Source organism: Pseudomonas sp. Irchel 3A18 (assembly GCF_900187465.1).
GTDB classification, from domain to species: Bacteria; Pseudomonadota; Gammaproteobacteria; order Pseudomonadales; family Pseudomonadaceae; genus Aquipseudomonas; species Aquipseudomonas cichorii.
The window spans coordinates 416,631-428,311 of record NZ_FYDI01000004.1; the positions used below are offsets into that span (position 1 = coordinate 416,631).

At 58.6% G+C, this 11,681-nt stretch carries 12 protein-coding genes; 7 read left to right on the plus strand and 5 right to left on the minus strand.

Going from position 1 to position 11,681, the window contains the following annotated elements:
• The first annotated feature begins 256 nt into the window (after positions 1 to 256).
• A complete protein-coding gene (locus tag CKW23_RS10315) occupies positions 257 to 1,654 on the plus strand; it encodes an MATE family efflux transporter (protein ID WP_025261423.1) in 1,398 nt (465 codons plus the stop codon).
• 7 nt (positions 1,655 to 1,661) lie between these two features.
• Here CKW23_RS10315 and CKW23_RS10320 read toward each other — a convergent pair whose 3' ends face one another.
• Entirely contained in the window at positions 1,662 to 2,111 is a 450-nt protein-coding gene (locus CKW23_RS10320) for a MarR family winged helix-turn-helix transcriptional regulator (RefSeq protein WP_025261424.1), read from the minus strand.
• A 127-nt stretch (positions 2,112 to 2,238) separates the two neighbouring features.
• On the opposite strand from CKW23_RS10320, the gene CKW23_RS10325 reads away from it, so the two are divergent.
• Positions 2,239 to 2,382: a DUF2256 domain-containing protein gene (locus CKW23_RS10325; protein ID WP_074568822.1), complete on the plus strand. Its 144-nt coding sequence runs from the start codon at positions 2,239 to 2,241 to the stop codon at positions 2,380 to 2,382.
• Positions 2,383 to 2,444: 62 nt separating this feature from the next.
• Here CKW23_RS10325 and CKW23_RS10330 read toward each other — a convergent pair whose 3' ends face one another.
• The 3 genes from CKW23_RS10330 to CKW23_RS10340 all read right to left on the minus strand — a co-directional run bounded on the left by CKW23_RS10330 (position 2,445) and on the right by CKW23_RS10340 (position 4,530).
• Positions 2,445 to 3,314 (minus strand): carboxylate/amino acid/amine transporter, encoded by an 870-nt coding sequence (locus tag CKW23_RS10330; protein ID WP_025261425.1) that lies wholly within the window; start codon positions 3,312 to 3,314, stop codon positions 2,445 to 2,447.
• A 162-nt stretch (positions 3,315 to 3,476) separates the two neighbouring features.
• Positions 3,477 to 4,076: an FMN-dependent NADH-azoreductase gene (locus CKW23_RS10335; RefSeq protein ID WP_095067527.1), complete on the minus strand. Its 600-nt coding sequence runs from the start codon at positions 4,074 to 4,076 to the stop codon at positions 3,477 to 3,479.
• Between the two features lie 139 nt (positions 4,077 to 4,215).
• On the minus strand, positions 4,216 to 4,530 hold the full coding sequence (locus tag CKW23_RS10340) for a hypothetical protein (protein ID WP_025261427.1): 315 nt from the start codon (positions 4,528 to 4,530) through the stop codon (positions 4,216 to 4,218).
• A gap of 64 nt (positions 4,531 to 4,594) precedes the next feature.
• Here CKW23_RS10340 and CKW23_RS10345 point away from each other — a divergent pair, with 64 nt between their 5' ends.
• From CKW23_RS10345 to CKW23_RS10360, 4 genes are all read left to right on the plus strand, one after another.
• Positions 4,595 to 5,518, plus strand: coding sequence for a LysR family transcriptional regulator (locus CKW23_RS10345; protein WP_025261428.1), 924 nt, complete (start codon positions 4,595 to 4,597; stop codon positions 5,516 to 5,518).
• A 14-nt stretch (positions 5,519 to 5,532) separates the two neighbouring features.
• Positions 5,533 to 6,321, plus strand: a complete 789-nt coding sequence (locus CKW23_RS10350) for an alpha/beta fold hydrolase (RefSeq protein ID WP_025261429.1) — start codon at positions 5,533 to 5,535, stop codon at positions 6,319 to 6,321.
• A 106-nt stretch (positions 6,322 to 6,427) separates the two neighbouring features.
• Complete coding sequence (locus tag CKW23_RS10355) at positions 6,428 to 6,997, plus strand: peptidylprolyl isomerase (protein WP_025261430.1); 570 nt, start codon at positions 6,428 to 6,430, stop codon at positions 6,995 to 6,997.
• Positions 6,998 to 7,105: 108 nt separating this feature from the next.
• Positions 7,106 to 8,938 carry an ABC transporter ATP-binding protein gene (locus tag CKW23_RS10360; RefSeq protein WP_025261431.1) on the plus strand — a complete coding sequence of 611 codons (1,833 nt, stop codon included), beginning with the start codon at positions 7,106 to 7,108 and terminating at the stop codon, positions 8,936 to 8,938.
• Positions 8,939 to 9,020: 82 nt separating this feature from the next.
• On the opposite strand, the gene CKW23_RS10365 is transcribed toward CKW23_RS10360, so the two are convergent.
• Entirely contained in the window at positions 9,021 to 10,142 is a 1,122-nt protein-coding gene (locus CKW23_RS10365; protein ID WP_095067528.1) for a GNAT family N-acetyltransferase, read from the minus strand.
• A 271-nt stretch (positions 10,143 to 10,413) separates the two neighbouring features.
• Between CKW23_RS10365 and CKW23_RS10370 the strand changes: the two genes are divergently transcribed.
• Entirely contained in the window at positions 10,414 to 11,679 is a 1,266-nt protein-coding gene (locus CKW23_RS10370; RefSeq protein ID WP_025261433.1) for a putative porin, read from the plus strand.
• Positions 11,680 to 11,681: the final 2 nt, after the last annotated feature.

Sequence of the window (11,681 nt, forward strand, 5' to 3'; positions counted from 1 at the left end):
CGAGCGCCGGGGCCGAGTTTCTTTACCACTGTGGGTGGATTTTGTTGCTCGACCGGGCATTTAGCCGCGCTCTGCGAGGCCGGAATGCGCGAATCGGAGGGCATCGCTGGATGACCGGTATTGAGCATGCATGACAGACGATCAGTACCGGAAGATTGCCGGCAGCCTAAAAAATGGTCATATTGTGGGCATATGCCCATTAAATCAGTGGCACTTGCCTTGCTGCTGATGCCCTTGCACTGATACCGGATCTGCCATGTCAAAACTCCCCCCGGTGGTTGCTCAGCAACCCGCAGCGACAGCATCGCCCCCCACCAACTCTGCCCGCGAAAGACTCCTCACCGGGCCGATTCTTTCGACGTTACTGCTGCTCGCCTGGCCAACGGTCGCCGTACTGCTGGCACAGACCGCCGTGACCATGGCCGAGGCCTATTACGTAGGGCTTTTGGGAACGGCTGCATTGGCAGGTGTCGCCCTGGTATTTCCGTTCTACATGCTGATGGTGACGATGTCCGGCGGCGGAATCGGAAGCGGCGTGGCCTCGGCGGTAGCCCGTGCTTTTGGAGCGGGAAACGAACACGATGCCGATTCGCTGCTGATGCACTCCATCATTCTCGCGGTTTTCATCGGCCTGGCATTTACAGTGGCCGCGCTCCTGCTGGGGCCTTTTCTCTACCACGCCATGGGCGGGCGCAGCGAAGCCCTGGATGCGGCCCTGAAGTATTCCAACTATCTGTTTCTGGGCGCGGTGCCCATGTGGATCGTCAACATGATCACCGCATCGCTTCGTGGCTCGGGAAACGTAAAGATCCCCGCGCTCATCACACTCATAGGCGCAATCATTCTGATCCCGGCTTCCCCGGCGCTGATCTTCGGGTTTGGCCCGATCCCGGCAATGGGGATTGCAGGCGCTGGGACTGCCTTTGCCATCTTTTACGTGACGGCAGCGTTCTTTCTCGTGCACTACATGATGTCGGGCAAGTCAAACCTCACTATCCGCAAGGTTGCATTCGAGTGGCGCCTGATCAGGGAAATATTGAAAGTCGGCCTTCCTGCTGCGCTCAGCACCGTCATGACCAACCTGATTGTCATCCTGATCACCGGCGCAGTCGGCCTGGCGGGCACAGACGCCCTGGCCGCCTTCGGGATTGCTTCGCGCCTGGATTACGTGATGATTCCGCTGCTGTTCGGTTTATCGGCCGCAGTCTTGACGATGGTGGGGATCAACATAGGCGCAGGCAACACCGAGCGGGCCAGAAAGATTGCCTGGACCGGAATACTGGTCGGCACCGCTTTTGTCGGGGTCATTGGCTTGATCGTCGCTGTCTTCCCGATGCTGTGGTTGCAGTTTTTCAGCACCGACCCCGCCGTGCTGGAGCCCGCAAAAACCTATCTGCACATTGTGGCGCCATTTTATGCCGCACTCGGATTCGGCTTCGTCTTCGGGTTCGCCGCCCAAGGGGCTGGCCATGCAGGTGCGCCTTTCATTGCGATGACCACCCGCATGCTTCTGGCCACATCGTTGAGCTGGCTGGCCGCCTGGTATCTGGAGCCCCAACTGTCGAACATCGCCATTGCCACGGCTTTTTCGCTGGTGGCATACGCTCTGATCAGTTACTTCGCGATGCTCAAAGGGGTCATTCGAGCGTCATGAGCGGTCCTCACTCTTCGGTGAGAAGGCGTTCGTCATAGGCAATGCTGAGCAACGCCTTGCACAGCTCACCCGCCGCGTCCTCGCCGAAGGTCTTGAGAAACCGCTCCTGAGCCTGTCGCCACAAGATCCGGGCGTCGTGGAATGCCTTTTCCCCTTCGACCGTCGCCATGATCAGTCGACGTCGGCGATCGGCAAGGCTGGTTTGCTGCGCAACGAGCCCGTCGCGCTCAAGGGGTTTCAGGTTATGGCCCAATGAGGAGCGATCCAGAACCAGCGCATCGGCCAGTTCCTGCAAGGTAGGGGGTGATTTGGCCCGAGGAACCAGCTCTGCAAGAATCGCAAACTGGGTCGAGCGAAGCCCCGAAGGGGCCAGAGCATCATCATAAAGCTGAGTCAGCCGCCTTGAGGCCTTGCGCATTGCCGTCGCGTAGCAGCGCACGGGCGGTTGAACAGCCATTTTTGAAACGCTCTATTGATGTGGGACCTGCCGGAGTATAGCGAGGTCGACAGCTCCACCACCAATAGCAACTTGAACGACAATGTTCGTTTCCAGAAACCAGGCCTCACTGCGCGGAGAAGTCGATGTGAAAAAAAGTGAGCTACCAGTCAAAACCTGTGCGACTTGCGGACTGCCTTTCACCTGGCGCAAGAAATGGGCGCGCTGCTGGGATGAGGTGCGTTACTGCTCGGAGCGTTGTCGGCGACATAAACGTGTTGCCTGTAATTGAGTCGTCGCGGCCAAGGCCCCTCCCACAAGTGACAGGTATGCCTCAATTGATCTGCATTAGCCCTACTGCCCCCTCACCAGCAAAGGCCTGGCCCCGAACCGGCTGATCCAGAGCGACACCACAATCAGCACCCCTCCAATGAACAGACGGCTCAGTGACTCGTGCTGGTTCCAGATCAACAGGTTGACCAAAAGGCCCACCGGCACATGCAGGACGTTGAACACGGCCAGGGTCGAACCTGATACCAGGCACGCGCCCTTGTTCCACCAGTACATACCCAATGCTGTGGAACACAGCCCCAGGAACAGCAGAACGCTCCATTGCTGGGCGTCGGTGGGAACGTTCTGCGGATTGCCGAACATCAGGAAGGCCGGCAGGACTACCGCCAGCGCACCGAGGTAGAAATAGCCGAAACGCCGATAATGCGGCAGGTCGCTCGGGTGGCGCGCCACCAGATGTTTGTAGAGCACCTGCCCGGCGGCGTAGGTGAAGTTGGCCAGTTGCAGCAGCAGGAAGCCACCGAGGAAGTCGCCGTCCAGCCCGTCATAGCGAATCACGCCTGCGCCCAGCACCGCGACGCCAGCAGCCAGCAAGGCCCATGGATTGAAACGCCGGTTGAGGGCATCTTCGATCAGGGTCACGTGCAGGGGCGTCAGGATGGTGAACAGCAGCACTTCCGGCACCGTCAGCACACGGAAGCTCAGGTACAGGCAGACATAAGTGATGCCAAACTGCAGCGCGCCGATCAGCAGCATGCCGCGCATGAACCTTGGCTCGACCTTGCGCCAATGGGTCAGCGGAATGAACACCAGCCCCGCCAGCACCACGCGAATCAGCACGGCCAGATAACTGTCGACATGACCCGCCAGATAGACACCGATCAGGCTGAAGGAAAACGCCTGGATCAGCGTCACGATAAGTAGATAACCCATGAGCGCCCCTTTTTTGAAGGTCGCGAACATAGCGGGTTGCTGGTTTGGGTGTCTAGTCGGAGATTGATATCGAACGGTTCTGTAGAGTGCCTTTTGAATGCCGCCTCGCGACTGAAGTCGTTCCTACACAGTCTGAAGGAAAGACTTCAGTCGCGAAAAAGGTCAGGCCACTTCAGCGAGCCTGGCAATCGCCTGGTTCAAACCTTTCTCGCTGAACTCGCCGCCCATGTTCAAGCCTTCGGCATGGATGAAGCTGACATCGTGGATCCCTACAAAACCCAGCACCTGACGCAGGTAGGGTTCCTGATGATCATTGTTGCTGCCGGCATAGATGCCGCCGCGGGCGGTCAGCACGTAAGCGTGCTTGTTGGTCAGCAAGCCTTGAGGGCCGGTTTCGCCGTATTTGAAGGTCACGCCGGCACGCAGCACATGGTCGAACCAGGCCTTGAGGGTGCTGGGGATGGTGAAGTTGTACATCGGTGCCGCCAGGACCAGTACGTCGGCAGCAATCAGTTCATCGGTCAGCAGGTTGGAACGCTCCAGCGCAGCTTGCTCGAGGGCAGTACGCTGCTCGGCAGGCTTCATCCAACCGCCCAGCAGGGTTGCGTCCAGGTGAGGGACAGGATCGATGGCCAGGTCACGCACCGTGATTTCATCGCCAGGGTGCGAATTCTTCCACTGACTGATGAATTGCTGCGTCAGTTGACGTGAAACCGAATCCTGTTGGCGGGCGCTGCTTTCGATAACCAGTACACGGGACATGACCTGTGATCTCCATCCAAGAATGTGTTGAGTTGATGGAGAGAAGGCTAAACGTGAACCTATCGATGAAAAAGCGCAAAAACCTGCTCCTATATATCTAATTATTTGTCTTATCCGTAGGAGCGCTCTACCCTCATTGCTATTCAGGCTCACAAGTGAGCGTGATCCGCAGCTTGATAATGCTGCGATTGAACTTGGAAGAGACATCGACGCTTTTCCCGGCGGCTACCTGAACACGACGAGTGCGTGGCGCTTCGGGGCCGTTGCGAAACACCACCGAACACTTGGCATCGACACTGCCGTAGTTGTTCACGGTAATGGAGCCGGTGTCGTGGTAGGTGTCGTGGCTGTTGTAGTCGATCTGTACGCCCTCGTACTTCTTTTCCACCTCGATGGGGTAGGCAAAAGCACTCAAGGGCAGCATCGCCAGCAGTACGCAGCACAATCTGTTCATCCGACAGTCTCCAGAGAAAGGACTGTCAGATTAGGACAATAGGGATGGAAAGAGGAATAACAGAATGAAAGCCCCTCGCGTGACCCTCGATCAATGGCGCACTTTGCAGGCCGTTGTCGATCACGGTGGTTTTGCCCAGGCCGCCGAAGCGCTGCACCGTTCACAGTCGTCGGTCAGCTACACCGTGGCGCGGATGCAGGATCAGCTCGGCGTGCCGCTGTTGCGTATCGATGGCCGCAAGGCTGTATTGACCGAAGCCGGTGGCGTGTTGCTGCGCCGTTCCCGGCAACTGGTCAAACAGGCCAGCCAACTGGAAGACCTTGCTCATCATATGGAGCAAGGCTGGGAAGCCGAGGTGCGTCTGGTCGTCGATGCGGCTTACCCCACGGCGCGACTGGTGCGGGCCTTGACCGCGTTCATGCCGCAAAGCCGTGGCTGTCGGGTGCGGTTACGCGAAGAAGTGCTGTCCGGTGTCGAGGAAGTGCTGCTTGAAGGCGTGGCCGACCTGGCTATCAGCGGCTACAACATTCCCGGTTATCTGGGCACGGAAATGAGCACCGTGGAGTTCACGGCAGTTGCCCATCCCGAACATCCCTTGCACCTGGCCAATCGCGAATTGACGTTCCAGGACCTGGAAAGCCAGTTGCAAGTGGTGATCCGTGACTCGGGCAGACAACAGCCTCGTGACGTCGGCTGGCTCGGCGCCGAACAGCGCTGGACGGTCGGCAGCCTTGGCACGGCGACCACCTTTGTCAGCAGCGGCCTGGGCTTTGCCTGGCTGCCGCGGCACATGATCGAACGGGAACTCAAGGAGGGTGTGCTCAAGATCCTGCCGCTGGACAAAGGTGGCAGTCGCAATCCGTCGTTCTATCTTTACTCAAGTAAAGACAAGCCGTTGGGGCCGGCAACACAGATCCTGATCGACTTGATCCGAACGTTCGACACGGCCCCGCTGACAGCGGCATTCGCGGCGCCTCAACAAGCCTGACGGGGAAGGACCCAATGACTTTTTTCGAACACGATGGCTGTTCACTGCACTACGAGGAATACGGCCAGGGCGAACCGGTATTGCTGCTGCATGGCCTGGGCTCCAGTTGCCAGGACTGGGAATACCAGATTCCGGTGCTGGCCGAGCACTATCGGGTCATCGTCATGGATGCACGGGGCCATGGTCGCTCGGACAAACCCCATGAGCGCTATAGCATCAAGGGCTTCAGCGCCGATGTCGAAGCCCTGATCGAGCATCTGCATCTGGGGCCGGTGCATATCGTTGGCCTGTCCATGGGCGGCATGATCGGCTTTCAGATAGCGGTCGATCAGCCTGGCCTGCTCAAGAGCCTGTGCATCGTCAACAGTGCGCCGCAGGTGAAGGTCCAAAGCTTCAGCGACTTGATGCAACTGATCAGGCGCTGGACGCTGTCGCGGGTGGTGAGCATGAACACGCTGGGGCATGCCCTGGGCAAACTGCTGTTCCCCAAACCGGAGCAGGCCGAACTGCGCCAGAAAATGGCCGAGCGCTGGAGCAGGAATGACAAGCGCGCCTACCTGGCCAGTTTCGATGCGATTGTCGGCTGGGGCGTGGAGAAAAAACTGTCACGGATCACCTGCCCGACGCTGATCATCAGTGCCGATCGCGACTACACGCCGGTGGCCCTCAAGGAGGCCTACGTCAAACAGTTACCCAACGCCCGGCTGGTGGTCATCAAGAACTCCCGCCACGCCACGCCGCTGGACCAGCCCGAGCAATTCAATCGCACCGTTCTGGAATTCATTGCGTCAACGAAGGTCTGAAAACCGCATGCGGGGTTTCAGGCTTTGTTCACACTGGGCAAAAAAAGCCAAACGTGGTTACCTTGCCAGCCACAGTCGACATCATCACTGAAGGACTCTCTGCCCCATGCTGAAAAAAATCGCCCTCGCCGCCTGCTCCGTGTTGTTCGCAGCCAACCTGATGGCGGCCCAGCCTCCAGCCAAGCCCACTCATGTGGTGCTCGACACCAGCTTCGGCCAGATCGAACTTGAACTCGCTGACGAAAAAGCGCCGATCAGCACCCAGAACTTCCTGGGCTATGTCGACAGCGGTTTCTACAACAACACCATTTTCCATCGCGTGATCCCGGGCTTCATGGTTCAGGGTGGCGGCTTCACCCAGTATCTGGTGCAGAAGAACACCAAGGACCCGATCAAGAACGAAGCTCAGAACGGTCTGCACAACGTACGCGGCACCATCGCCATGGCCCGCACGTCGAACGTGAACTCGGCAACCAGCCAGTTCTTCATCAACACCAATGACAACGCCATGCTCGACAACGGCGTACGTGACTACGGTTACGCGGTGTTCGGCAAAGTGGTCAAGGGCATGGACGTGGTGGACCAGATCGTCAACGCCCAGACCAGCAACCAGAAAGGTATGCAGAACGTGCCTGTCGACCCGATCCTGATCAAGTCGGCCAAGCGCGTCGAGTAAAGGGAATTCGGACGCATGCAGCCCAGGCTCAAGGCCGGCTGCATGCGCTCTGTCAGGGAGAGCCTCCAATCATCAAGGAGAACCCACATCGCGTGGGGATCATAGCCAATGCTTTATCGTCGTTTTGAAAAGCTGATCGATACCTTCCGAGACGCACCTACCGCCTCCCCGCCCAATACCGTTCTAGCGTTCTACGTCTATTACCTGCGCCAGGTATGGCCCGTTTTCACCGCGCTGCTGGTGGTCGGCCTGATCGGAGCGCTGATCGAAGTCGCGCTTTTCAGTTACCTGAGCCGCATCATCGACCTGGCCCAGACCACGCCCGCCAAGGATTTCTTCACGGTCCATGGCAGCGAACTGATCTGGATGGCGATCGTGACCCTGCTGCTACGCCCGGTCTTCGTCGGCCTGCATGACCTGCTGGTGCATCAGACCATCAGCCCCGGCATGACCAACATGATTCGCTGGCAGAACCACAGTTATGTGCTCAGGCAGAGCATCAACTTCTTCCAGAACGACTTCGCCGGACGCATCGCCCAGCGCATCATGCAGACCGGCAACTCCCTGCGCGACTCGGCCGTACAAGCCGTGGATGCCCTCTGGCATGTGCTGATCTACGCCATCAGCTCGCTGGTGCTATTCGCTGAAGCGGACTGGCGACTGATGATCCCGCTGATGCTCTGGATCGCGGCTTACATCCTGTCGCTGGTCTACTTCGTGCCAAGGGTCAAGGAACGCTCGGTGGTGTCCTCCGATGCGCGCTCGAAACTCATGGGCCGGATCGTCGATGGCTACACCAACATCACCACGCTCAAGCTGTTCGCCCACACCAATTTCGAGGAGCGCTATGCCCGCGAAGCCATCAGCGAACACACCCACAAGACCCAACTGGCTGCCCGGGTAGTCACCGCCATGGATACGGTCATCACCACCATGAACGGCCTGCTGATCGTGTCGACTACCGGTCTGGCCCTGTGGCTCTGGAGCCAGTCGCTGATCTCGATGGGCGCCATCGCTCTGGCGACAGGACTGGTGATCCGGATCGTCAACATGTCCGGCTGGATCATGTGGGTGGTCAACGGCATTTTCGAGAACATCGGCACCGTGCAGGACGGGCTGGAAAGCATCTCGCAACCGGTCACGGTCAACGACAAACCTGATGCGCCGCAATTGAAGATCGCCAAGGGCGGCGTGAAGTTCGAGGGTGTGGATTTCCACTACGGGAATGGCAACGGCATCATTCACAACCTCAACCTGGATATCCGGCCCGGTGAGAAAATCGGCCTGATCGGCCCTTCCGGTGCAGGCAAGTCGACGCTGGTGAACCTGCTGCTGCGCATGTACGACGTGCAGGCGGGACGGATTCTGATTGATGGCCAGGATATTTCCGAGGTCACCCAGGAAAGCCTGCGGGCACAGATCGGCATGATCACTCAGGACACGTCGCTGTTGCATCGTTCGATCCGCGACAATCTGTTGTATGGCAATCCTGGCGCGACCGACGAGCAACTGTGGGACGCCGTGCACAAGGCCAGCGCCGAAGAGTTCATCCCGCTGCTGTCCGACTCCGAAGGCCGCACCGGTTTCGATGCTCATGTGGGGGAGCGTGGTGTGAAGCTGTCCGGTGGTCAGCGCCAACGTATCGCGATCACCCGCGTTCTGCTCAAGGACGCGCCGATCCTGATCATGGACGAAGCCACATCAGCGCTGGACTCGGAAGTCGAAGCCGCGATTCAGGAAAGCCTGGAAACCCTGATGCAAGGCAAGACCGTCATCGCCATCGCTCACCGCCTGTCCACCATTGCCCGAATGGATCGTCTGGTGGTGCTGGAAAAAGGCCAGATCGCCGAAACCGGCACCCACGCCGAACTGCTTGCCCATGGCGGGCTGTATGCACGGCTGTGGCAGCACCAGACCGGCGGATTTGTAGGGGTGGATTGAGTTTCAGAGCTGTGGGAGCGAATTTATTCGCGAATGAATTCGCTCCCACCACAGACATATTTATTCGCGAACAGCCCGTCAATCAAACCTGCCGATACGGCAAAGCCCCTCGGGCATCCTTGGCATATGCCAGGATGCCGACCCGCTCCTGCTCCAGAAAATCACTTACGGCGTCCTTCAAGCCTGGATGCAGCAGGTAATGCCAGGAGTGGGTGATCTGCGGCTCGAAACCCCGAACCAGTTTGTGCTCGCCCTGGGCACCGGCATCGAAGCGCTGTAGCCCTTTTTCGATGGCGTAATCCATGCCCTGATAGAAACAGGTCTCGAAATGCAGACGGTCGAACTCGGCCAGGCATCCCCAATAGCGGCCATAGAAACTGTCGCCCCCTGTCAGGCTGAAGGCCATGGCCACCGGTCGCTGGCCCTGGCGCGCCAGCACCACGCGAATCGCTTCGGGCATGCGTTCGGCCAGCAGGCTGAAGAACGCTCGCGTCAGATACGGCGCCTGCCCACGCACTTCATAAGTATTGGAATAGCAGGCATACACGAAGTCCCACAGCACTTCGCTCATCTGGGCGCCTTCGAGCCACTCGAACTCGATCCCCTGCCCCGCCACCTGTTCACGCTCCTTGCGCATCTGCTTGCGTTTGCGCGAACTCAAGGCGTCGAGGAAATCCTGAAAGTCTCGATAACCGCGGTTGTGCCAGTGAAACTGACAACCGTAGCGCTGCAACCAGCCAGGCTGAGCGGTCAGCAAGGCATCGGCGGCAGGGTCGGTGAAATTCACATGGGCGCTCGACAAGCCTTCGCCTTGCAGATAGCCCGGCAGCCCCGCGAGCAATTGCACACCCGCCTCAGGTGTTCGTGCCAAGACACGCGCACCGCTTACCGGGCTGAACGGCACAGCAGCAAGCAGCTTGGGGTAGTAGGCGATGCCCGCACGACGGCAGGCATCGGCCCAACCGTGATCGAACACGTACTCGCCGTAGGAATGCCATTTGCGATAAGCGGGCAATGCCGCAATCAGTTCGCCGTTCTCGTAATGCAGCAAATGCTCGGCTTTCCAGCCCGAACGAGGGCCAAGGCTGCCGCTGTCTTCCAGTGCACTGAGAAAGGCGTGTCGCAGAAAGGGCTGACCATCGGGAACCAGCGTATCCCATTGGGCGGGCACGACATCACTGAGGCTGGCGGTCGGGACGAACATGGGGACGTTCCAGGCTGATCGGAGAACGCAGCAGTATCCCCCATCGAAACGCAATGTTCACGAATTGTTGCTCCGAAGGCTCTAGCCCGCATGTTTCAGACTCTGAATCGTCACCAACATGCCATCGTATTGCCACCTTCCTGAAATAACCAGCCGCAATACTGGCGCCTGTTTTTAGAACAGAGGGTACTAACCCTCACCGCGCCCTGCCTGTTGGGTGGTTTTTACAAGGATGGTTTTCCCCATCCGCTATTCAGTTATGGAGATTGACATGCGTCTTGTTTCTACACGTACTGCGGCCGCCCTTTCCGGCAGCCTGGCACTGGCCATGAGTGTTGGCGCCAATGCCGCAGTCGACGCCAAACTGCTGGACATGCTCAGGGCCAATGGCTCGATCAACCAGGCTCAATACGCTGAACTGCAGACCGAACTGGCAAAAGACCAGCAGGCTCAGAAACAGGCTCTGGCCGATGTCCAGCAGAGCAAATCCGCCTCTCAGGCCGAGTTCGAGAAAAAGATCGCCTGGGCCACCAAGACTCAGTTCAAGGGCGATGTGCGGGTACGTCAGGAAACCATCAACATCGACGGCCAGACCAACGCTCAGGACAAAGACCGCCAGCGTATCCGTGCCCGTCTGGGTGCCTACACCGAAATCAACCCGCAGGTGAGCACCGGCATTCGTATCGCCACCGGTGGCAGCAGCGATGCACGCTCCACCAACCAGGATCTGGATGGCTACTTCGTCAAGAAAGACCTGTGGCTGGACCTGGGCTACATCGACTATGCCCCGACTGCGGTCAAGGATCTGCACGTGATCGGCGGCAAGATGAACCAGCCGTGGGTCAGCATGGGCGACGTCATCTGGGATAGCGACATCAACCCGGAAGGTCTGGCTGCCACCTACAAACTACCGCTGGGCGGCAAGACCGAGCTGTTCGGCAGTGCCGGTCATTACACCCTCAAGGACAACATCGACGGCGACGGCACCCAGTTCCGTCACGACCTGACCATGTACGCCGGCCAGTTGGGTGCTCGTTTCGCACCGACCGACGACCTGAAAGTCACCCTCGGCGGCAGCCTCTACGGTTTCCGTAACGACAAGGACAGTGCTGCCCTGCGCGTCAACGGCAACACCACCGACCAGTTCCGGCTGTATGAAGGTTTCGGCCAGATAGACATAAGCGGCCTGGGCTTGCCTCTGGCGCTGTATGGCCAGTACGTCGTCAACAATGACAGCACTGACGATCAGGACACTGCCTGGCTGACCGGTGTGAAAACCAAGGTGTTCGGCTTCAACCTCGACTACAACTACCGCGATACTCAGCGTAACGCAGTGGTCGGCGCCTTCACCGATTCGGACTTCGCCAACGGCACCACAGGTTCACGTGGCCACAAGCTGAAAGTTGGTTACGAAATCGACAAGAATTTCTCTGTCGGCGCGACTTACTTCCTGACACAAGCCGACTACGCTACTTCAACCAGCCCGCGTGATTCGGATGTGAAGACACTGCAGCTGGATGTAGAAGCCAAGTTCTAAAG